We start from the raw sequence: 20743 nt of genomic DNA, 5'->3' as shown, positions 1-20743 counted from the left end.
ATAAAATAAATAGCTAATGATGCAGGCAAGTATTACGCTAGAGGCCTAAAACATCCTCATTTTTGGTGGTGTAGCGCCGCACCAGGCTGAGCAGCTCTTCTTCCGGGTAGGGCTTGCCCAGATAGTGGTTGACCCCCAGCGCACGGGCATGTTCGCGGTGCTTTTCGGCCATGCGCGACGTGATCATGATGATGGGTAAATCTTTCAACGTGGCATCGCTGCGGATGTTGCGGGCCAGGTCAAAGCCGTCCATGCGCGGCATTTCGATGTCGGACAGCACCAGCGCAGGGGCCTCGTCGCGCAGCCGCTCCAGTGCCTGCAAGCCGTCATTGGCCAACGCCACGCGGTAGCCTTCGCGCTGCAGCAGGCGCTGGGTGACGCGGCGCACGGTGATGGAATCGTCAACCACCAACACCAGCGGTGTGTGCTGCACTGGAGCCACCACGGTGGCCGTATCGCTAGTGCCATCCTGCCACTGGCGGGCTTGTACGCCGTAGACGGACGACAGCGCCACCGGGTTGTAGATCAGCACCACCGCACCGGATGCCAGCACCGACATGCCCGACAAACCGGGCAGGCGCGACAACTGGGGGCCGAGGTTTTTGACCACCACCTCCTGGTTGCCCAGCACCTCGTCCACGTGCAGCGCCAGACGCTGCGCCGCACTGCGGAAGATCACCACCGCGCTGTTTTTGCCCGCCGGTTCGGTGCTGTGCTTTGATGTCTGCAGCAGCGCACCGGCCCAAAAGAACGGCACGGCCTCACCCGCCACATCCACCACATGGCTTGCGTAGGCCTGGGCCAGTTCGGCCTGCGGCATGCGGCGCACGACTTCAATCACGTTTGCCGGTACGCCGATAGACAACGTGCCCATGCGCAGCATCACCACCTGCGTCACGGCGGTGGTCAGGGGCAATACCAACTTGAACTGCGTGCCTTGCCCCGCAGCGGTCTTGGTTTCAATACGCCCGCCCAGGGCCAGCACTTCGGCGCGCACCACGTCCATGCCGATGCCACGTCCGGCCAGCTCGGTGATCTGCGCCGCGGTAGAAAAGCCGGGCAGAAAAATCATGTCAGCCACCACGGCCGGGTCCAGCTCCGCATCGGCCTGCACCAGGCCTTGGGCCACGGCTTTTTGGCGGATGCGGGCCATGTCCAGCCCGGCACCATCGTCGGCAAAGCGTACCGAGATGTCGTTGCCCTCGTGGTGCAGCTCGACCAGGATGTTGCCGATGGCGGTTTTGCCCGCTACCAAACGCACCTCGGGTAGCTCGATGCCGTGGGCAACGGCGTTGCGCAGCAGGTGTTCGAAGGCCGGGGCCATGCGGTCCAGCACGCCGCGGTCCATTTCGATGGAGCCGCCGGTGATGTCCAGCTTGATCAGCTTGCCGGTGTCTTTGGACGCCTGGCGCACCACGGCATACAGGCGCTCGGCAATGCCTTCAAACTCCACCATGCGGGTGCGCAGCAGATCGCGCTGCAGCTCGCGGGCCTGCCGGGCCTGGGTCACCAGGTCGTCCTCGGTGCCCTCGATGGTGCGCTGCAGGTTGCGCTGCACCGTGCCCACATCGTTGACCGACTCGGCCATCATGCGGGTCAGTTCTTGCACCCGGGTGAAGCGGTCGAATTCCAACGGGTCAAAACCTTGCGCCGTGTCTTTGGCCAGGGCCAGACGCGACTGCATTTGCGATTCGGCCTGCACTTCGATGTCGCGCAAATGGCCCCGCATGCGGTCCAGGTTGCCAGTCAGATCGACCAGCGCACCGCGCAACTGGGACAAACGCGCCTCCAGCCGGGTGCGGGTGATGATGACCTCGCCCGCCTGGTTGACCAGCCGGTCCAGCAACTGCGATCGCACGCGTACCGACTGGTGCGCCATCAGCCGTGGCGCAACCGGCAATACCGGGGTGGGCAGCGCGGGCGTAAGCAGGGTAATGATGGCCGAGGTTTCGGGTTTCGCCTCTGGTGGAAGCGCGGTGGCCGCCGCCTCGCTGGGCGCGCGCAGATGGACCTGGCGCAGGCTGTCCATATTCGCTTGCAAGGCATCACAGTGCGACAGCAGGGGCTCGATCTGCGCCGATTGCAAGGGCTCGGAGCCCAGGTGCTCGATCTCGGTTTCCAGCCGGTGGGCCAATTCGCCCAGGCGCAAGGCCCCGGCCAAACGCGCACTGCCTTTGAGCGTATGCAGGGTACGCAGCACCTCGTTGCGGGCACCGCCGTTTTCGGGCCGGGCCCACCACTGCCGCAGGGCTCCGCCCAGTTGCGGCAGCAGTTCGGCGGCTTCTTCTTCAAAGATGGGGAACAGATCGGCGTCGATCACATCCGCCAGGTCAATTTCGTCCTCAAACTCCGACACCATGGCCGGAGCAAAATTCGGTGGTTCTTCGGCGGGCGCCACTGGCGCAGGCTCTTTCGGCCCATCCACAGCCTCCGCCTCCACTTCTGCCACCTCGTCCACGTTCGCAATAGGTTCCAGGGCAGCATCCAGCAAGGCCAAATCGGCAATGTCCGCCGCATCGGCATGCTCCTGCGGCTCGGGCAAGCCCAACGCTGCCAGGGGCACAGGCGCAGAGGCGTCTTCCAGCAAATCGCGCAGTGCCTGTAGCACGCTGGGGTTGGGCTCTTTGAGAAAACCGGCGGCAAACTGGTGCAGCAGGCGGCGGATGTCTTCGGCCGCGTCGGTGAATATCTGTGCCTGCTGGGGTGTGCCTTGGTTTAGTAGCTGCACGTGTTCCAGCGCCGACTCGAGCGCCCGGGCCATTTGCGACAGCGCCTGGAAGCCCACCGTAGCAGAACTACCCGCCAGCGAATGCGCCAACGAGACGGTTGAATCCGGCAGCGGCTGGTGCAGCTCTAGCGACCATTCACTGAGTTCGGTCAGCAAGCGGCGTGACCATTCATCGGCTTCATTCAAGTAGACGTTGTACAGCGGGATGCCGATGCGCAGCGGGCCGATAACCTTGGTGGCGTCGTCGAGCTCGGGGGTGTCCAGCGCAGCGGCATCGGCAACGGCTTCTTCGGGAACAAGCTCGGGTACCGCTTCGGGTAAAAGCTCAAGTACCACTTCGGGTACAAGCTCGAGTACCGCTTCGGGTACGGGCTCTGGAATCGGTGCAGGCAGCGTCTTGGCCGCAAATTCTTCGGCAACAGGTTCTACGGCCTCTTCAACCACCGCCTCTGGCACCGGTTCTGCTACCGGTTCGGCCATCGGCTCAGACACGGTTTCAGGCACTAGAGGCCGCTCTTCCAGCACCGGTTCTGGCGCAATCACGTCGGCCAAGGCTTGGGGCACGGCCAGTGGCAGATAGCGCAGCTCCAGCCGTCGGGCATCGGCAGAGGCGCGGAACGGCTGGGCACGCCAATGGCCTGCCGCGCCGACCGCAATGTCTTCGACCCACAGGCCAAAGGCGTTCAGAGCATCGCTGGCGACCTGCAGCAAGTCGGGGTGGGCGGGGCTTTGCTCGGCTAGCCAGCCGTTGACCATTTGCTCCATGGCCCAACTGGCTTCGCCAAATTCAGACAGCCCCACCATCCGGGCACTGCCCTTGAGTGTGTGGAAAGCGCGGCGCAGCGTACTTTGCGGCCCCACACCACTGGGTGCGGCATGCAGCGCAGCCACAGCACCCAGGCCGGTTTGCACCACCTCGCGGGCCTCGTCCAAAAAGATGCCCAGCAGCTCGGCATCTTCTTCCGGAACGTCCACGGCTACGGCAGGTGCGGCTGGCTCGGAGGCCGGGGTGACTTCGGTCACACGCCCTTGTTCGGGCGTGGCAGCGGTCAAGGTGAACTCGGGCTCCAACGCGGGCAGAAGTTGTACCGATACCGGCTCCAAGTCCTCTGCGGGCACGGCAGACGGCTCCAGTGGCGCGGCTCCGGTTGCCAGATCCAGGTCCAGCAAGTCGGGCAGTTCGGAAATAGCCCACGGCTCGGCATCCAGCAACGGCAGAGGTACTTCCGCCTGCGGGGCCGACTCGGCCGCCAGCTCTGCCACATGGGCGCGCTCTTCCAGTTCATCCTGGTACGGCGCTTGTACAGAATCTGCGGCCGAGACCGTGCTGCGGCCCATGGCCAGTTTGAATTCGCCCGCCTCTTCGTCGTAGGCAAACAATTTTTTGGCCAAGGCCCGCTGGTAGCCCAGCATGTCGATCAAAAAGCCCAGCGCCCCCAGGCTGTTGCCCAGCTTGTCAAAACTGACAGCTTGGGCCGCAGGATCACCCAGGTCATCGGCCATGTAGCCATCGACCGTTTCGCGCATGCGCATCACGGCGTGCGAGGCCTGGTCCAAGCCCAGCACCGACAGCACACCGCGCATTTGCGTCAGTTGGTGGGCCACCTTGGCCAGCGGTACTTTCTCGCGCGGGGTACGGAAAAACTGGTCCAGCGCCTGCTCGACCTCGGCCAGGGTGTGGCGCAACTCATCCACCACACTGCCCATGGTTTGCCGGTCGCTGACGCGGTGGTACAGCTCTTCCATCCATGGGGCCAGGGGCTCGGGGCTGCCGCCCTGACCTACCACGGTCAAACGGTCGGCCAACAAGGTGGCGCGTTCGGCCAGTTCGGCATCGGCCTGGTCCAGCTCTTCAAACGCAGCCTCCAGGTACAGCACCGAGGTGGCGACTTCCATGCCCAGTGCCGCCGTTGGCGGGGCTTTGGAGCGCACCGTGGACTCAACCGCCTGGGTCAAGGCCTGGGCCAACACTGCGCTGCCGGGATGCAACTTGGTCAGCGACTCGCCCACCATGGCGAACTGGTCGAGGGCAGGCTTGAAGCGGTGTGTATCGCCCCCGGCCAGAGCCGACCAGGTTTCCGCCGCTGCCGCCAGCCGCTTGCGTGCCTGGGCCAGCAAAGCCGGGTCAAACCGGCCAAAGGGCCGCATTTCGTAGTCGATCGGCGCATGCCGCTGCAAGCTGTAAGCCTGGCGCACGGCGGCCAGTGTGGGCGCATCTGCCGCCTGCACCGGCACAGCCTGGGCGCAGAAAAACAGCATGTCCTGCACCAGACGCGGGTTGACGGTGGCATCGCCCTTGGCCAGCGCGGCGTACTGGGTCAAGACCCGCGAAGCAATCCGTTTGGAATACACATCCGGCGCAAAAAGCCCCAGCGACAGCGCTTCAAAATACGCAGCGGCGATGTTCCAAAACACCTGCTCGGGCTGGCGCTGCTGGTGCTGGGCAAAACCCAGGCAGATGCCGACCAGTTCCTGTGCCGCCACCGGGTCGCCGGTTTTTACTACCTTCAGCACACATTGGTCGAGCCGCGCCCGCAGCACAGGTGCATAGGCCAAGGGCGGTACCGGTTCGACCACCGAAATATCCCGCCAGTGCGGCTCCATCGGCCACAGATCGGCCGGATGCACCTGGGCTACACCCGCCAATGCCTGCACCTCGCGGTACTGCGGGAACAAACCCACCGACGATACCGGCTTGCTGGCTAACACAGCCTCCAGGTAGTCCACCACGGCAAAACTGGCCCGTTCAATCTTGTCCACCGCCTCCGGGGTGCACAGACTGGGGTTGTCCAGGCATTTGGCAACGGCAGCTTCCATGGCACGCAGCAGCAGCGACGGCGGCATCATGCCCACCATCTCCAGTGCGCCCACGGTCAGGTGCAATTGCTGGAGTGCGGCACCCAGGTGGCTGGTATCGGGCACAGCAAAACCGGCCGCCTGGGATGCATCAGCCTCGCGCACATAGCGCTTGAGGGATTTGACGGCAACGTCCAGGGTTTTGCGCAGCTCGTCGAGCACCCAGGCCAGCGGGCCCAGGTCGTGTTCGCGCGCATCTTCGGCGAGGGATGCGGAAATGGACATAGAGGCGTCTGTAGCGGCAGGGGGCGACAACAGCATGGCGGCTTACTTGATTTTGAACCGCGCCACCGACAAGCGCAATTCTTCGGCCATCTGGGACAGCTCCCGTACCTGGGCCGCTGTGGTCCGCGTGCCTTCGCCGGTCTGCTCGGTCACCGCAAAAATGTGCTGGATGTTGTCCGCTACCACGTTGGCTTTTTCGGCCTCGCGGGAGGTGGCTTGTGAAATTTGCTCGATCAGCTCGGCCAGGCGGCGCGACACATGGTCAATCTCGGTCAGGGCCGTACCGGCGCTGTCGGACAGGGCCGCACCGGCCACCACCCCCTGGGTTGAACGTTCCATGGCGGCCACGGCATCCTGGGTGTCGGTCTGGATGGCCTTCACCAACGCCGCAATCTGGCGCGTCGCATCGGCCGAACGCTCGGCCAGCCGCTGCACTTCCTCGGCCACCACCGAGAAGCCACGTCCGGCCTCGCCCGCCGACGCAGCCTGGATGGCGGCGTTCAACGCCAGCACATTGGTTTGCTCGGTAATGTCGGAGATCAGCTCGGTGATTTCGCCAATCTCTTGCGAAGATTCGCCCAGGCGCTTGATGCGTTTGGAGGTCTCCTGGATCTGGTCGCGGATGGAGTTCATGCCCCCGATGGCGTTTTGCACCGCCTGCAGGCCCGAGTCGGCGGCTTGCAGCGACTGCCGCGCCACCGTGGCCGACTCTTGCGCCTGGGTAGACACCTCGTTGATGCGCGAAGCCATGTCCAGCACCGAGCGGCCGGTTTCGCGGATTTCGCGCAGTTGCTCGGTCGATGCAGCCAGCAGTTCGGTCGAGGTGCTGTCTACCTGCGCCGTGGTTTGCGCCACCTGGGTCACGGTGTTTTGCACACTGCCCACCAGGGCGCGGAGTTCTTCCACGGTGTAATTCACCGAATCGGCAATCGCACCGGTGATGTCTTCGGTCACCGTGGCTTGCTGGGTCAAATCGCCCTCGGCCACCGCCTGCAGTTCGTTCATTAGCCGCAAAATCGCCGCCTGGTTGGCATCGTTGACGCGCTTGGTACCTTGCTGCGACGACTCGGCATCCAGACGTTGCATTTCGGCCGTGGCCTGGCGTTTGCGGCTACCGCGTAGTTGCACAGCGGCCAAACCGGCCGCGCAGGCCAGCGCCAGCAGCGCCGACAGCAACAGCACCACGATGGCCACCAAGCCCAAGCCGGTTTGCGACGATAGTTTGTCTTGCAGTTCTTCCAGCTGGCGGCGCAGCGGCTCGCTGTCGGCCACTACGGCGGTTTGCGCCTCACGGGCCGACACCAGGCCTTGCAGATTGCCCAGAATGGCACCGGCCTGGGTGCGGGTTTCGTCGTACAGCTTGAGCAAGGCGTTGAGCTGCTCGCGGGTGGCCGCATCTTTGGCTGCACCCAAACGCAGTTCCGGACTACCGTCCAGCAGGCCCAGGGTAATTTCCTTGAACGAGTTCAAGTCTTTACCCAGCAGGAACACCGCCTCGGGGCTGACGCCGTCCATGGTCTGGAATTCATTCGCCGACTTGCCAATGCGCTGGGTCAACATCACCAACTGGCCCGCTGCAGAAATCTCGGTGGGACTGGCAGCCTGCTGCAATTTGAACGAGGCGATGGTTTCGGCGATCTCCAGCAAATCGGACGATTGGCGGTTGATGGTGTGCAGCGCTGCACCCACCTGCGTCAGAATTTTTTGCTGGCCCATGACGGTGGCGGCATTTTTTTCGGCGCGTTCCATCAGGGGGGTAATTTTGGCGATATCGGTCTGGGCATCGGCGTTCACCGCAGCCAAACGCTGGTCACCAGCTTGCAGGCCGCGCACATTCTTGGCCAGCACGTTGGCGCTTTCGGCCACGTCGGGAAAAGCAGCAGCGCTGCCCACCAAGGCTTGCGATACCGATTTGGCCAGACGTTGCGACTGCATCAGGGCCTGGCCGGTGGCAGCCAGTTGCTGCGCCACAGTGTCGGCGCGGCGCAAAGCCCAAGCGGCCCCCACCGCCAACACCAATAAGGCCGCAGCCATCACCACCGCCAAAATGCGCTGGTGGGCCGTGATGCGCCGGTTACCCAGTAAGGGCAGCGTCACCCATTCGTCGGCCGCGTCAGGCACGTGTGCGCTGACAAAGCGGCTTTCGCTGAAGTCCGGGGTTGACCGCGCCGAAGGCCTGGATACCTCTTCCTCGGGATACTCGGCCACGGTGTCGGTATCCGCAGAGTCCTCCAGCGTCGCGTGGGAAAAGGTCTTGTCGTCAACAGCAGGCATGGTGCAGCTTTCTGGAGGGGCCCTAAGCACTGATGCTCAGAAAAGAAGGAAGTTGGGACAGGCCCAGCAGGTTGATTTCCTGCCACGGCAAACCGGCCGCATCGGTATGGATGGGGCCAAAATAAGGAGGGGCACCCTCGGCAGCAGGTGCCGATGCGGTAAATGAGTCCAGGCCACGCAGGCCGCTGAGCTGGTCTACCAGCAGCGCGCAATTGAGCTCCATGCCCGCATTGAACGACAGCAGGCTGCACTCGGACAAGGCCGCATCGCTGCGAAGCGCCAGCGTGTCGGGGGCCATGAAGCGAAGCAGATCGACCACGCCGCACAGTCCGCCGCGTAGATTCGCCACGCCCAGGAACCAGGCCTGGGTGTAGGCCGCGGGCTGCACAGAGGTCCACGGGAAAATCTCGCCGCACTGGGCCAGCGGAAACAGGTAGCGGGCACCGCCTACATGGGCCGCCAGCCAACGCACCGACAGCCCTTCGCTGCGGGCAGCTTGCAGCCGAGAGGCCAATCGGGTTTGTAGTTCTCGGAGCGCTTCGCGGTTCGCCATGGCTGCCGCTACCCTACTTCGAAGTACTGTTCAAGGCGCTGATCTTGGCCTTCAGCTCGGCAGCGTTCACCGGTTTGGTGATGTAGTCGCGGGCCCCTTGGCGCATGCCCCAGACGCGGTCGGTTTCCTGGTTCTTGCTGGTGCACATGATGATGGGCACGTCGGCAAACTCAGGGTTGCGGCTGATGGTGCGGGTCAGCTGGAAGCCGTTTTGGCCCGGCATCACCACGTCCATCAAGATCAGGTCGGGTTTGTGTTCCGCCAGGCGACGAAACGCCTCGTCGGCATTTTCCGCGGTGCGTACCGACATGCCGTTCTTTTCCAGCAAGTCGGTCAGGTACATCAGCTCGGTCTTGGAATCGTCCACGATCAGCACGTTGTGGATAGGCATCAAATGGCTCCTTGCAAGGCGGCACCGAACTGCTGCACCGCCTGGAGCAACTGGTCTTTGGTAAAAGGTTTGGTCAAATAGTCTTGCGAGCCCACCATGCGGCCACGGGCTTTGTCGAACACGCCGTCTTTGGACGACAGCATGACCACCGGGATGGCCGCAAATTTGGGGTTGCGCTTGATGATGGCGCAGGTTTGGTAGCCGTCCAGCTTGGGCATCAGGATGTCGCAAAAAATCAGCTGCGGCTGGTGGTCGTTGATTTTGGACAGGGCATCAAAGCCGTCCTCGGCCAACAGCACCTCGTGCCCGCCTTGCTTCAGGAAGATCTCAGCGCTGCGACGGATCGTGTTGCTGTCGTCCACCACAAGGACTTTGAAAGTCGTGGCAAGCGTACTCACGTGGCACCTCTTCTGGAAGAAATTGCACAGCGCGGACGGTCGCCGCGCATCAAAGTTGGACCATCTCGAAATCTTCTTTGCGGGCACCGCATTCGGGGCAGGTCCAGTTCATCGGCACCAGCGCCCAGGCGGTTCCGGCGGCAATGCCGGTAGCAGGGTCACCCGTGGCCTCGTCATAAATCCAACCACAGATCAAACACATCCAAGTTTTAGAGTCAGTCACAGCTTAAAGGGCCTTCGAATAGAATGCAACGGATTGTATAGACGCAGTTTGACTGCCTGACCAGTTTGCTTCACCAGTCCCTATTCTGCGTCGTTTCTGCGTCGATTTCCCTGCCAAATTAGGCCCATGAACGCTCCACCCCCCCCAAAAAAACCTCTTGCCGACGATCTGGTCGATGCCGCCCATGAGCCTGAAGAGGCCGAAGAAGACCTCGAAGGCCCAGCCTGCGTCATGGTCTTCAACGCCAGCGACCCCAGCGGTGCAGGCGGCCTGGCGGCCGACACCACCGCCATCGCTTCGGTTGGCGGCCATGCGTTGCCGGTGGTCACCGGGGCTTACGCCCGCGACACCGGAGAGATTTTTGAACACTTCTGTTTCGACGAAGAAGCTGTCACCGAACAAGCCCGCGCGGTGCTGGAAGACATTGCCGTGCAGGTCTTCAAGGTGGGCTTTGTGGGCAGCCCGGAAAACGTCAGCGCAATTGCCGAGATCACCTCCGATTACGCCGACGTGCCGGTGGTGGCCTACATGCCCAACCTGTCCTGGTGGGACGAAGACAAGATCGAAGACTACCTGGATGCCTTCCGCGAGCTGATGTTGCCGCAAACCACCGTGCTGGTGGGCAACCACAGCACGCTGCGCCGTTGGCTGCTGCCCGACTGGAGCGGTGAGCGCAATCCCACGCCGCGCGACATCGCCAAGGCCGCCTCGGCCATGGGCGTGCCCTACACCCTGGTCACCGGCATCCCCCTGCCCGACCAGCATGTGGAGAACGTCCTCACCAGCCCGCAGGCCGTGCTGGTCAGCGAAAAGTTCGAGCTGTTCGAAGCCGTGTTTACCGGCGCGGGCGAAACCCTGTCGGCGGCGCTGGCTGCACTATTGGCCAGCGGCAGCGACCTGGCCGAAGCCACCAATGAGGCCATGAGCTACCTGGACCGCTGCCTGGACGGCGGCTTCCGCCCCGGCATGGGCCACATCCTGCCCGACCGCATGTTCTGGGCCCAGCCGGAAGATGACGATGCCCCCGACGACGGCTCCGACCCCGATGCTCCCCTGGACGAAGAAACCCTGCGCGCCATTGCCGCACTTGAGGCCCCGAATGAAACCCGACACTGATCTGAACCAAGCCCTGTTTGACCGCGCCGTCAAAGTTATCCCCGGCGGTGTGAACTCACCTGTGCGCGCCTTCAAGGCCGTGGGCGGCACGCCGCGCTTTGTGCAGCGCGCCCAGGGTGCCTACTTCTGGGATGCCAACGGCCGGCGTTACACCGACTACATCGGCTCCTGGGGCCCGATGATCCTGGGCCACGGCCACCCTGCTGTGGTCGAGGCGGTACAAAAAGCCCTGCTCGAAGGCTTCTCGTTCGGCGCACCCACCGAGCGCGAAGTCGAGCTGGCCGAAGAAATTTTGTCGCTGGTGCCGTCCATGGAAATGCTGCGCCTGGTCAGCTCCGGCACCGAAGCCGCCATGAGCACCATCCGCCTGGCGCGCGGTGCCACCGGCCGCAACAAGATCATCAAGTTCGAAGGCTGCTACCACGGCCATGCCGACGCGCTGCTGGTCAAGGCCGGGTCCGGCCTGGCCACCTTTGGCAGCGCCACCAGCGCTGGTGTGCCGCCCGAAGTGGTGCAGCACACCCTGGTGCTGGAATACAACCACATTGCCCAGCTGGAAGAAGCCTTTGCCCTGCACGGTAAGGACATCGCCTGCCTGATGATCGAGCCCATCGCGGGCAACATGAACTTTGTGCGCGCCTCCGTGCCCTTTATGCAGCGCTGCCGCGAACTGTGCACCGAGTTTGGTGCGCTGCTGGTGTTCGACGAAGTGATGACCGGCTTTCGCGTCGCCTTGGGCAGCGCCCAAAGCGTCTACGCCAAATCCATCCCCGGCTTTGCTCCGGACATGACGGTGCTGGGCAAGGTGATTGGTGGCGGCATGCCGCTGGCAGCCTTTGGCGGCTCGCGCGCGGTGATGGAACACCTGGCCCCGCTAGGCACGGTCTACCAGGCGGGCACGCTGTCGGGCAACCCGGTGGCCACCGCCTGCGGGCTGGCCACGCTGCGCGAAATCCGCAAGCCCGGCTTTTTTGAAGCCTTGTCGGCCACCGCCCGGTCGCTGGTCAGCGGCTTGCAGACCGCTGCCGATGCTGAAGGGTTGGCCTTCAGCAGCGACAGCGAGGGCGGCATGTTTGGCTTTTTTCTGCTCGACACCCTGCCGACCAACTACCCGCAGGTCATGAAGACCAGCAGCCCGCGCTTCAACCACCTGTTCCACGGCCTGCTGGACCGCGGCGTGTATGTTGCCCCGGCACTGTACGAGGCCGGTTTTGTCAGCGCAGCCCACACGCCAGACGATATCGCGGCCACCGTAGCAGCAGCGCACGCGGTTTTCAAAGAACTATCAAAAATATAGCTACTAGCGCAAGCAGTACCTGCGCTAGAGGCATTTTTTCTATAGATTTCTCTGCGGGAAAATTGAAACGCCTGGGTAAAGCCTGGAACCTAATGGGGGTTTGAGGCGTTTAATCATCACCATGAAAAAGATTCTCCTCCTTAGCGCCTTGACCCTGGTCACAGGCTTCGCGGCCGCCCAGGAAACCGGGCGGGTGATCTCCAGCACCCCCATCAACCAGCAGATTGCCGTGCCGCGCCAGGTGTGCAGCAACCAGCAGGTGGCGGTGGAGACTCCGCGCTCCGGCGCGGGCGCACTGATGGGCGGCATTGCCGGTGGTGCCATGGGCAATGCCATCGGCGGTGGCGGGGGCCGTGCGGCGGCCACCATGCTGGGCATTGTGGGTGGGGCCATTTTGGGCAACAGCATCGAAGCGCCCGGCCAGACCCAGCTGCAAACCGTGCAAAACTGCAGCACCCAAACCTTCTTTGAGAACCGCAACGCAGGTTACAACGTGGTCTATGAGTACGCGGGCAGGCAGTACACCACCACCCTGGCGAACGACCCCGGCCCGACCATCGCGTTGCAAGTCAGCCCTATGGGCGGCAACAATATGCCGCCTGTGCGTGCACCGGTACAGCAACAAGTGATTTCGGGCGACTACTACCAGCCCGAACCCGCTTACACCGTGGCCGCCCCGGTGGTTGTGCAGGCCGTGCCCTATTACCGCCCGGCCGTGCCGATTGGCGTAGAGCTGAACTTCGGCTACCAGCGCGGTGGCCGCTACTGGCGCTAAACCGCGCTGCTTCGCCCCTGAAAAGACCGCCCTGCGCGGTCTTTTTTTTCGCCTGCTTACTATCGTAAACATAGCGATCAGTGCAGACAAAACCTGCGCTAGAGGCCGGTTTCTTATAAATTTTCTCTTCAATAGATTGTTATTGACATCTATTATTCATGATGCCTACAATCTATTAAATATCCGCAGGACCGTCCATGCCCCGAGTTTCACGCGCCCAGACCGACAGCAACCGCCTCGCCATCGAAGCAGCCGCCTCGCGCCTGTTCCGCACCCGGGGTATCCAGGGCCTGAGCCTGGCCGATCTGATGGCCGAGGTGGGGCTGACGCACGGCGGCTTCTACGGCCACTTCGCCTCCAAAGACGCGCTGGCCGCCGTGGCCTGCACACAGGCTTTCGAGCAATCCACCGCCCGCTGGACCCAGCGTGCCGCCGCCCAGCCGACTCCTGCTGCCGCCTTGGGCGCTATCGTCCAGGCCTACCTCACACCCCAAAGCCGCGACGATGTGGGCACCGGCTGCCCGCTGCCCTCGCTGGCCGGGGATGTGGCCCGGGAAGCCGCCGACAAGCCCATCCACGCCGCCTACCTGGCGGGCATAACCAGCCTGCTGTCGGTGCTGCTGCCGCTACAAAACACCGGCGACGCCGCCACCGACCGCAGCCAGTCGCTGGCGCAGCTCTCCACCCTGGTCGGCGCGCTGGTGCTGGCCCGGGCCACGCAGGGCAACGCACTATCGGATGAACTGCTGGTGGCCGCGCGCGAACACCTGCTGGCCACCATTTCCACACCCTCCATCACCGCCCCACACGCCTAAAACCATGTTCGCCCAACCCGTTTCCCTCTGGCTGCAACGCCGGGGCATCCACTTCTCGTGGGCCATCCTGGCCATCGTGTTTCTGACCATGCTGAGCTCGTCGGCCGCGCTGGGCCTGCCCGGTGCGTTCCTGCAGCCCCTGAGCAAAGAGTTCGGCTGGAGCACCGACCAGATCTCCTCGGCCATGGCCTTGCGCTTCATGCTGTTCGGGCTGATGGGGCCATTTGCTGCCATCCTGATGGAACGCTACGGCCTGCGCACCATCATTTGCACCGCGCTGGTCCTGGTGGCCAGCGGCCTGCTGCTGGCGACGCAAATGACGGCGCTGTGGCAGTTGGTGCTGCTGTGGGGCGTTGTGCTGGGCGTGGGTTCGGGCATGACAGCCCTGGTGCTGGGTGCGGTGGTCGCCACCCGCTGGTTTGACCAGCGCCGCGGCCTGGTGCTGGGCATGCTGACGGCCAGCTCGGCCACCGGGCAACTGGTTTTTTTGCCGCTGGCGGCCTGGCTGATCGAGCGCTACGGCTGGCGCGTGGCCATCACGCCGGTGTTCATCACCTGCCTGCTGGTGGCACTGCTGGCCTTTTGCTTCATCCGCAACCGCCCGCAAGACCTGGGGCTGCGCGCCTTTGGGGCGAATCCCGATGTGCCCGACGCACCGCTGCCCAGCAAGCGCCTGGGCTTCATGGAGCCGCTAAACGTGCTGGGCAGCGTGTCTAAAAGTTCGACCTTCTGGGTGCTGTTTGGGACCTTCTTCGTCTGCGGGCTGAGCACCAGCGGGCTGATCCAGACGCACTTTATTTCGCTCTGTGGCGACTACGGGCTGGCGGCCCTGCCTGCGGCCTCGGTGCTGGCGATGATTGGCGGCTTCGACTTTGTCGGCACCATCCTGTCGGGTTGGCTTTCCGACCGCTTTGACAACCGCAAACTGCTGTTTTGGTATTACGGCCTGCGCGGGCTGTCGCTGTTTTGGCTGCCGCATTCGGACTTCACGCTGTACGGTTTGTCGCTGTTTGCCATGTTCTACGGGCTGGACTGGGTGGCTACCGTGCCGCCCACGGTGAAGCTGGTCAGCGCGCATTTCGGCAGGGAGCGCGCAGGCATGATTTTTGGTTGGGTGTTTGCCGGTCACCAACTCGGCGGCGCGGTGGCGGCCTACGGGGCCGGGCTGACACGCACAGTGATGTTCTCGTACACCCCGGCTTTGTACGCAGCCGGTGCGGCCTGCCTGGTGACGGCCACGGCGATCTTGCTGGTCAAGTCGGCAGCCAAACCCCGTAGCCAACCCGCATCCGCATGAGAATGCTATTTAAAATATAGCTACTAGCGTATATAAAATATGCGTTAGCGGCCTATTTCTCCCAAAAATGCAACTCTCAGGTACAGGCCAGGAATGCCCTAAGCCACCTGGCGCATTTGCAGCAGCTCAGATTCACCCACCCAGTCGCCCGCCTGGGCGCGGAAGGCGACGCTGTGGGCACCGGCGATGTGGTTTTCCCAGGCGTTGCGGTCGGCCCAGCGTTCGTAGAACAGCACCTTGCCGGGCTGCTCCAGGTCTTCGTGCAGTTCGTAGGCAATGCAGCCGGGCTGCTGGCGCGACAGCTCCACCAGGGCGGTTTGGGCAGCGACCAGCACCGCTTCAAAACCGGGTTTGGCCTGGGCGCGGGCGATGATGATGAGATCGGACATGGGAAGTCTCCTGTTATGAATGGCTTAGGGTGGCGGCTGGGATAAGACCCAGCGGGCGAGTGCCAGAGTTTCGGCATCGGTCAGTTGCGGATGCCGGGGCATGATGACACGGCCCCACGCCCCTACGCTGCCATTGCGTATCTTGCCCGCCAGCCGCGCCGGGGCATCTGCATCACCCCGGTAACGCGCCGCTATTTGTGCAAAGCCAGGGCCGACCTGCTGGTGGACCATGCCGTGGCAGGACATACAGTCGGATTTCTGGGCCAACTCCTGGGGCGGAAGCGACTGGGCGGCAGCCCACCCACTGCCCAGTAGCCAGGCCAGATTCAGCGTGACCCGCAACATACTTTTAATGGTGATTAGTGGCGAAAGTGCCGCACGCCCGTCAACACCATGGCCACGCCACGCTCGTTGGCAGCAGCGATTACTTCGTCGTCGCGCATCGAGCCGCCGGGCTGGATGACGCAGGTTGCTCCCGCATCCACCACCACGTCCAGGCCGTCGCGGAACGGGAAAAAGGCATCGCTGGCAACCGCCGTGCCTGCCAGGGCCAGACCGGCGTGGCCGGCCTTGATGCTAGCGATGCGGGCGGAGTCCAGGCGGCTCATCTGGCCTGCCCCCACCCCCATGGTCATGCCGCCTTTACAGAAGACGATGGCGTTGCTCTTCACGAACTTGGCGACTTTCCAGGCGAACAGCAGGTCTTCGAGCTGCTGCGGCGTGGGTTGCAGGGTGGTGACGACCTTGAGATCGGCCAGCACCAGCTCGTGGTTGTCGGCGGTCTGCATCAGCAAGCCCGATCCGATGCGCTTGATATCCATGACGTTCTGGCCCTTGTCCCAGGCGGTCGTGCCGCCAAGCGACGCATCAGCGTTGCCATAGGAATTCGGCAAAACGATTTCCAGGATGCGGACATTCACCTTGGTCTTGAATACTTCCAGCGCTTCGGCGGTGTAGCCAGGGGCCATCAGCACCTCAACGAACTGCTTCGAAATCTGTAGCGCAGCGTCCTTATCCAATGTGCGGTTGAGGGCAATAATGCCGCCAAAAGCGGAGGTGGGGTCGGTCTGGAAGGCCTTGCTGTAGGCCTCCAGGCCATTCGCACCCACGGCCACGCCGCAGGGGTTGGCGTGCTTGACGATGACGCAGGCAGGCTCGCTGAAACTCTTTACGCATTCCCAGGCCGCGTCGGCATCGGCGATGTTGTTGTAGCTAAGTTCCTTGCCTTGCAACTGCCGGGCCGTGACCAGCGAGCCAGGGGCGGGATACAGGTCGCGGTAGAAGGCGGCCTGCTGGTGCGGGTTTTCGCCGTAGCGCAGGTCTTGCAGCTTGACGAAGCGGCCATTGGTTTGCGCGGGGAACTGGGCGTGGCTGCCGTCTTCGGCAATGCTGGACAGGTAGTCGCTGATCGCGCCGTCGTACTGGCTGATGCGGTTGAACGCGGCCACGGACAGGGTGAATTTGGTTTTTTGGCTGACGCTGCCACTGGCTTGCAGTTCGGCCAACACGGTGGCGTACTGGCTGGCATCGGTTAACACGGCCACGTCTTTCCAGTTCTTGGCGGCGCTGCGCACCATGGCGGGGCCGCCGATGTCGATGTTCTCAATCGCGTCTTCCAGCGTGCAGCCGGGCTTGGCCACAGTTGCTTCAAATGGGTAGAGGTTGACCACCAGCAGGTCGATGGTGGCGATGTCGTGGGTCTTCAACGCGGCCATGTGCTCGGGGAAGTCGCGGCGCGCCAGCAGGCCGCCGTGCACCTTGGGGTGCAGGGTTTTGACCCGGCCATCCAGCATCTCGGGGAAACCGGTGTGGTCGGCCACTTCGGTGACCGGCAGGCCGTTATCGGCCAGCAGCTTGGCGGTGCCGCCGGTAGACAGCAGGCCAAAGCCCAGGGCGTGCAGGGACTGGGCCAGTTCCAAAACACCGGTTTTGTCGGAGACGGAGAGAAGTGCGTTCATGGGCATCGGGGGCGATCGAGGAGAAGTCGAGGGGAGGTTAAAAATCGTTATGAGCAAGCCGTGGCGGCTTATTCCATCAAATGGTGTTCCAGCAGTTTTTTGCGCAGGGTGTTGCGGTTCAGGCCCAGCCAGGCGGCGGCGCGCGACTGGTTGTGGTCGGCCTGCGCCATGACCACTTCGAGCAGGGGCTTTTCCACCACCCGCACCATCATGTCGTACATGCCTGCGGGATCGATGCCGTCCAGGTCCTTGAAATAGCTTTCCAGACTGGCGCGCACGCACTCGTCGATACTTTTTTGGCTCACGCGGCGCTCTCCAGATGCAAATGTTGTTGTTCGGGGTTTAACTCGGCGGCGGGCATGCGGTCCATGCGGCTGGCCAGTTCGGCAAAAAATGCGTCTACCGCCGCCCATTGCTGCTGCGGGTCTTCCAGCAGGTTCATGCGGGCACGGAAGGCCTCGCCACCAGGCAGGGTTTTGACATACCAGCCAATATGCTTGCGGGCGGTGCGCACGCCGCTGTACTCGCCGTACAGGCTGTAATGGTCTTGCAGGTGGTCGAGCAGCAGGCGCTGCACCTCGGCCACCAGGGGCGGGGCCAGGTGGGTGCCGGTGTCCAAAAAGTGCGCCACTTCGCGGAAGATCCACGGACGGCCCTGGGCGGCGCGGCCAATCATCACCGCGTCGGCCCCGGTAGCGGCCAGCACGTCACGCACTTTTTCGGGGGTGGTCATGTCGCCATTGGCCACCACCGGCACACGCACGGCGGCTTTCACGGCGGCGATGGTGTCGTATTCTGCGTGGCCGGTGTAGCCCTGCTCGCGGGTGCGACCATGCACGGTCAGCATCTGGATACCGGCCTGCTCAAACTGGCGCGCCAGCGACACGGCATTTTTGTTCGCCTGGCTCCAGCCGGTGCGCATCTTCAGGGTGACAGGCACGTTGTGCGGGGCGCAGGCCGCGACCACGGCTTCAACGATGGCCAGGGCCAGCGGTTCGTCTTGCATCAGCGCCGAACCGGCCCATTTGTTACAGACCTTCTTGGCCGGGCAACCCATGTTGATGTCGATGATTTGCGCGCCATTGGCGATGTTGTAGGCCGCAGCCTCGGCCATCATCTCGGCATCGGTTCCGGCGATTTGTACGGCGATGGGGGCGGCTTCGCCGTCGTGGTTGGCACGGCGCGAAGTTTTCAGCGTGGCCCACAGGTCGCGCCGCGAGGTGACCATTTCACTGACCGCATAGCCCGCACCCAGGGATTTGCACAAGCGCCGAAACGGCCGGTCCGTCACGCCGGCCATGGGCGCAACAAACAGGCGGTTCGCTAAAGCGTACGGACCAATGTGCATAGGAATAGGCGTCAGCGCCGGTGGGGCGCCAAGGAAATACGGTGGGAGAAATGGTGAAAACGGGGGAGGAGAGGCATTCTAACTGCCCAAAATTTCAGCAATTGAAATCTCACTTTTGCGTGCACCCGCGCATTCACCCGCCGATGGCGGTTTGCATAGAGGCACTAACATGCCGCCATGTTTGAAAAGTCTTCCGTTGTGTTTGCGCTGGTGGTGGCCGTCCTGTGGGGAGGTTTGACCGGGGTGCAGGCCCAAACATCCGCTCCCGCCGACAGCAGCGCCGAACCCCCCGAACTACCGCCGCCCAGCGCCTCGGCGACCGACTTCTGGGCCACCGACCTGGGCACCGGTACAGCCCAGCGCGGCAAGGCCAGTTGGTACGGCAAACGCTTCCACGGCAGGCGTACAGCATCCGGCGAAACCTTCCAAATGTCCGCCCTGACCGCCGCGCACCGCACCCTGCCCTTGCTGAGCTACGCCAAGGTCACCTTGTTGAGCACCGGCAAAAGCGTCATCGTGCGCATCAACGACCGGGGGCCCCACATCCTGACCCACCGCATCATTGACCTGAGCCAGGCCGCAGCCGCCGAACTCGGCTTGCTGGACCGCGGCACGGGCGACGTGCTGGTGGAGCGCGTGGTGGCCCGCAGCTACGACGACCCGCCGTCGCCGCCCCCGCTGCGCTTACCGCCGCTCTGGAATCGATAGCTAACAATGCAGAAAGCCCGTACACAGACGGGCTTTTTGCGGATAGACCCAAAGGCCTTAGATCAGTGGAACTGTTCTTCTTCGGTGGAACCGGTCAATGCGGTGACGCTGGACTTGCCGCCCTGAATCACCGTGGTCACTTCGTCGAAGTAACCGGTACCCACCTCCTGCTGGTGCGACACGAAGGTGTAGCCCCGGTCACGGGCAGCGAACTCGGGCTCTTGCACCTTCTCGACATAGGCCGACATGCCGCGTGCCACGTAGTCTTGCGCCAGGTCGAACATGTTGAACCACATGGAATGGATGCCAGCCAAGGTGATGAACTGGTATTTGTAACCCATGGCACCCAGTTCGCGCTGGAACTTGGCGATGGTCGCGTCGTCCAGGTTCTTCTTCCAGTTGAAGGACGGCGAGCAGTTGTAGGCCAGCATCTTGCCGGGGTGCACTTTGTGCACGGCATCGGCAAACTTCTTGGCGAAAGCCAGATCGGGCGTGCCGGTTTCGCACCACACCAGGTCGGCGTAGTGGGCGTAGGCGATGGCGCGGCTGATGGCCTGGTCGATGCCCTTGTTGGTCTTGTAGAAACCTTCGGAGGTGCGCTCACCGGTGATGAAAGGCTTGTCGTTTTCGTCATAGTCGCTGGTCAGCAGGTCGGCGGCTTCGGCATCGGTGCGGGCAATCACCAAAGTAGGCACGCCGCACACATCGGCAGCCATGCGGGCGGCGATGAGTTTCTGGCAGGCTTCCACCGTAGGCACCAGCACCTTGCCGCCCATGTGGCCGCATTTTTTGACCGAAGCCAATTGGTCTTCCCAGTGCACGCCAGCCGCGCCGGAGTTGATCATGGCCTTCATCAGTTCGAAAGCGTTCAGCACGCCGCCAAAACCGGCTTCGGCATCGGCCACGATGGGCGCGAAATTGTCGATATAGCCTGCGTCGCCTGCGTCGATGCCCTTGGAATGCTGGATTTCATCGGCACGGCGGAAGGTGTTGTTGATGCGCTCCACCACTTTGGGCACCGAATCCACGGGGTACAGCGACTGGTCGGGGTACATGGCGGCATAGCCGTTGTTGTCGGCCGCCACTTGCCAGCCCGACAGGTAAATCGCCTTCACACCGGCCTTGACTTGCTGCATAGCCTGGCCACCGGTCAATGCGCCCAGGCAGTTAACGTACGCCTCGGTGTGCAACAGATCCCAGAGCTTTTCTGCACCGCGGCGGGCCAGGGTGTGCTCGATGGGGAAAGAGCCGCGCAGCCGCACGACCTCGGCGGCGGTGTAACCACGCTTGATGCCCTTCCAACGGGGGTTGGTGTCCCAGTCTTTTTGCAGAGCAGCGGCTTGTTGGTCACGGCTGAGTTGTTCGGTGATGGATTGCGGCATAAAAACTCCA

General features: G+C 63.1%; 18 protein-coding genes. 6 read left to right on the top strand and 12 right to left on the bottom strand.

The window, feature by feature from the left end; translation table 11 throughout:
• Positions 1-37: 37 nt before the first annotated feature.
• Genes AC097L_RS15780 through AC097L_RS15755 form a run of 6 tightly spaced genes read right to left on the bottom strand, consistent with a single transcriptional unit; the run spans position 38 to position 9648 of the window.
• Complete coding sequence (locus tag AC097L_RS15780; protein ID WP_479587488.1) at positions 38-5809, bottom strand: hybrid sensor histidine kinase/response regulator; 5772 nt, start codon at positions 5807-5809, stop codon at positions 38-40.
• Positions 5810-5851: 42 nt separating this feature from the next.
• Positions 5852-8083: a methyl-accepting chemotaxis protein gene (locus AC097L_RS15775; RefSeq protein WP_479587487.1), complete on the bottom strand. Its 2232-nt coding sequence runs from the start codon at positions 8081-8083 to the stop codon at positions 5852-5854.
• A gap of 22 nt (positions 8084-8105) precedes the next feature.
• On the bottom strand, positions 8106-8636 hold the full coding sequence (locus tag AC097L_RS15770) for a chemotaxis protein CheW (protein ID WP_479587486.1): 531 nt from the start codon (positions 8634-8636) through the stop codon (positions 8106-8108).
• 13 nt (positions 8637-8649) lie between these two features.
• Complete coding sequence (locus tag AC097L_RS15765; protein ID WP_479587485.1) at positions 8650-9027, bottom strand: response regulator; 378 nt, start codon at positions 9025-9027, stop codon at positions 8650-8652.
• Positions 9027-9425 (bottom strand): response regulator, encoded by a 399-nt coding sequence (locus tag AC097L_RS15760; RefSeq protein WP_479587484.1) that lies wholly within the window; start codon positions 9423-9425, stop codon positions 9027-9029. The genes AC097L_RS15765 and AC097L_RS15760 overlap by 1 nt, the downstream gene beginning before the upstream one ends.
• Before the next feature lie 49 nt (positions 9426-9474).
• Complete coding sequence (locus tag AC097L_RS15755; RefSeq protein WP_315182571.1) at positions 9475-9648, bottom strand: rubredoxin; 174 nt, start codon at positions 9646-9648, stop codon at positions 9475-9477.
• A 126-nt stretch (positions 9649-9774) separates the two neighbouring features.
• On the opposite strand from AC097L_RS15755, the gene thiD reads away from it, so the two are divergent.
• The 5 genes from thiD (at position 9775) to AC097L_RS15730 (ending at position 14948) form a co-directional block, all read left to right on the top strand.
• Positions 9775-10764 carry a bifunctional hydroxymethylpyrimidine kinase/phosphomethylpyrimidine kinase gene (gene thiD, locus AC097L_RS15750; protein WP_479587483.1) on the top strand — a complete coding sequence of 330 codons (990 nt, stop codon included), beginning with the start codon at positions 9775-9777 and terminating at the stop codon, positions 10762-10764.
• Positions 10748-12061 carry a glutamate-1-semialdehyde 2,1-aminomutase gene (gene hemL / locus AC097L_RS15745; protein WP_479587482.1) on the top strand — a complete coding sequence of 438 codons (1314 nt, stop codon included), beginning with the start codon at positions 10748-10750 and terminating at the stop codon, positions 12059-12061. The genes thiD and hemL overlap by 17 nt, the downstream gene beginning before the upstream one ends.
• Before the next feature lie 121 nt (positions 12062-12182).
• Entirely contained in the window at positions 12183-12836 is a 654-nt protein-coding gene (locus AC097L_RS15740) for a glycine zipper 2TM domain-containing protein (protein ID WP_479587481.1), read from the top strand.
• Between the two features lie 197 nt (positions 12837-13033).
• Positions 13034-13651, top strand: coding sequence for a TetR/AcrR family transcriptional regulator (locus AC097L_RS15735; protein ID WP_479587480.1), 618 nt, complete (start codon positions 13034-13036; stop codon positions 13649-13651).
• A 4-nt stretch (positions 13652-13655) separates the two neighbouring features.
• Entirely contained in the window at positions 13656-14948 is a 1293-nt protein-coding gene (locus AC097L_RS15730) for an MFS transporter (RefSeq protein ID WP_479587479.1), read from the top strand.
• 98 nt (positions 14949-15046) lie between these two features.
• Here AC097L_RS15730 and AC097L_RS15725 read toward each other — a convergent pair whose 3' ends face one another.
• From AC097L_RS15725 to dusB, 5 genes are all read right to left on the bottom strand, one after another.
• Complete coding sequence (locus AC097L_RS15725) at positions 15047-15337, bottom strand: putative quinol monooxygenase (RefSeq protein ID WP_479587478.1); 291 nt, start codon at positions 15335-15337, stop codon at positions 15047-15049.
• Positions 15338-15361: 24 nt separating this feature from the next.
• A complete protein-coding gene (locus AC097L_RS15720) occupies positions 15362-15682 on the bottom strand; it encodes a c-type cytochrome (protein ID WP_479587477.1) in 321 nt (106 codons plus the stop codon).
• Between the two features lie 14 nt (positions 15683-15696).
• Positions 15697-17301 carry a bifunctional phosphoribosylaminoimidazolecarboxamide formyltransferase/IMP cyclohydrolase gene (purH, locus tag AC097L_RS15715; RefSeq protein WP_479587476.1) on the bottom strand — a complete coding sequence of 535 codons (1605 nt, stop codon included), beginning with the start codon at positions 17299-17301 and terminating at the stop codon, positions 15697-15699.
• A 62-nt stretch (positions 17302-17363) separates the two neighbouring features.
• Positions 17364-17600 carry a Fis family transcriptional regulator gene (locus AC097L_RS15710; RefSeq protein ID WP_315182599.1) on the bottom strand — a complete coding sequence of 79 codons (237 nt, stop codon included), beginning with the start codon at positions 17598-17600 and terminating at the stop codon, positions 17364-17366.
• Positions 17597-18643 carry a tRNA dihydrouridine synthase DusB gene (dusB, locus tag AC097L_RS15705; RefSeq protein WP_479587475.1) on the bottom strand — a complete coding sequence of 349 codons (1047 nt, stop codon included), beginning with the start codon at positions 18641-18643 and terminating at the stop codon, positions 17597-17599. Before dusB ends, AC097L_RS15710 begins: the two co-directional genes overlap by 4 nt.
• Before the next feature lie 177 nt (positions 18644-18820).
• Between dusB and AC097L_RS15700 the strand changes: the two genes are divergently transcribed.
• Positions 18821-19351, top strand: coding sequence for a septal ring lytic transglycosylase RlpA family protein (locus tag AC097L_RS15700; protein WP_479587474.1), 531 nt, complete (start codon positions 18821-18823; stop codon positions 19349-19351).
• Positions 19352-19413: 62 nt separating this feature from the next.
• Here AC097L_RS15700 and aceA read toward each other — a convergent pair whose 3' ends face one another.
• Positions 19414-20733 carry an isocitrate lyase gene (aceA, locus tag AC097L_RS15695; RefSeq protein WP_479587473.1) on the bottom strand — a complete coding sequence of 440 codons (1320 nt, stop codon included), beginning with the start codon at positions 20731-20733 and terminating at the stop codon, positions 19414-19416.
• Positions 20734-20743: the final 10 nt, after the last annotated feature.

This window comes from Rhodoferax sp. RT5P35, assembly GCF_056521385.1.
This window is presented reverse-complemented; position numbering and strand designations above follow the sequence as displayed.

Bases quoted from the DNA above. Each gene is read 5' to 3' on its own strand.
- aceA (WP_479587473.1), bottom strand. From the start codon at position 20,733: ATGCCGCAATCCATCACCGAACAACTCAGCCGTGACCAACAAGCCGCT.
- thiD (WP_479587483.1), top strand. From the start codon at position 9,775: ATGAACGCTCCACCCCCCCCAAAAAAACCTCTTGCCGACGATCTGGTC.
- purH (WP_479587476.1), bottom strand. From the start codon at position 17,301: ATGCCCATGAACGCACTTCTCTCCGTCTCCGACAAAACCGGTGTTTTG.
- AC097L_RS15740 (WP_479587481.1), top strand. From the start codon at position 12,183: ATGAAAAAGATTCTCCTCCTTAGCGCCTTGACCCTGGTCACAGGCTTC.
- hemL (WP_479587482.1), top strand. From the start codon at position 10,748: ATGAAACCCGACACTGATCTGAACCAAGCCCTGTTTGACCGCGCCGTC.
- AC097L_RS15775 (WP_479587487.1), bottom strand. From the start codon at position 8,083: ATGCCTGCTGTTGACGACAAGACCTTTTCCCACGCGACGCTGGAGGAC.
- AC097L_RS15735 (WP_479587480.1), top strand. From the start codon at position 13,034: ATGCCCCGAGTTTCACGCGCCCAGACCGACAGCAACCGCCTCGCCATC.
- AC097L_RS15765 (WP_479587485.1), bottom strand. From the start codon at position 9,027: ATGCCTATCCACAACGTGCTGATCGTGGACGATTCCAAGACCGAGCTG.
- AC097L_RS15720 (WP_479587477.1), bottom strand. From the start codon at position 15,682: ATGTTGCGGGTCACGCTGAATCTGGCCTGGCTACTGGGCAGTGGGTGG.
- AC097L_RS15730 (WP_479587479.1), top strand. From the start codon at position 13,656: ATGTTCGCCCAACCCGTTTCCCTCTGGCTGCAACGCCGGGGCATCCAC.
- AC097L_RS15700 (WP_479587474.1), top strand. From the start codon at position 18,821: ATGTTTGAAAAGTCTTCCGTTGTGTTTGCGCTGGTGGTGGCCGTCCTG.
- dusB (WP_479587475.1), bottom strand. From the start codon at position 18,643: ATGCACATTGGTCCGTACGCTTTAGCGAACCGCCTGTTTGTTGCGCCC.
- AC097L_RS15780 (WP_479587488.1), bottom strand. From the start codon at position 5,809: ATGTCCATTTCCGCATCCCTCGCCGAAGATGCGCGCGAACACGACCTG.
- AC097L_RS15725 (WP_479587478.1), bottom strand. From the start codon at position 15,337: ATGTCCGATCTCATCATCATCGCCCGCGCCCAGGCCAAACCCGGTTTT.
- AC097L_RS15770 (WP_479587486.1), bottom strand. From the start codon at position 8,636: ATGGCGAACCGCGAAGCGCTCCGAGAACTACAAACCCGATTGGCCTCT.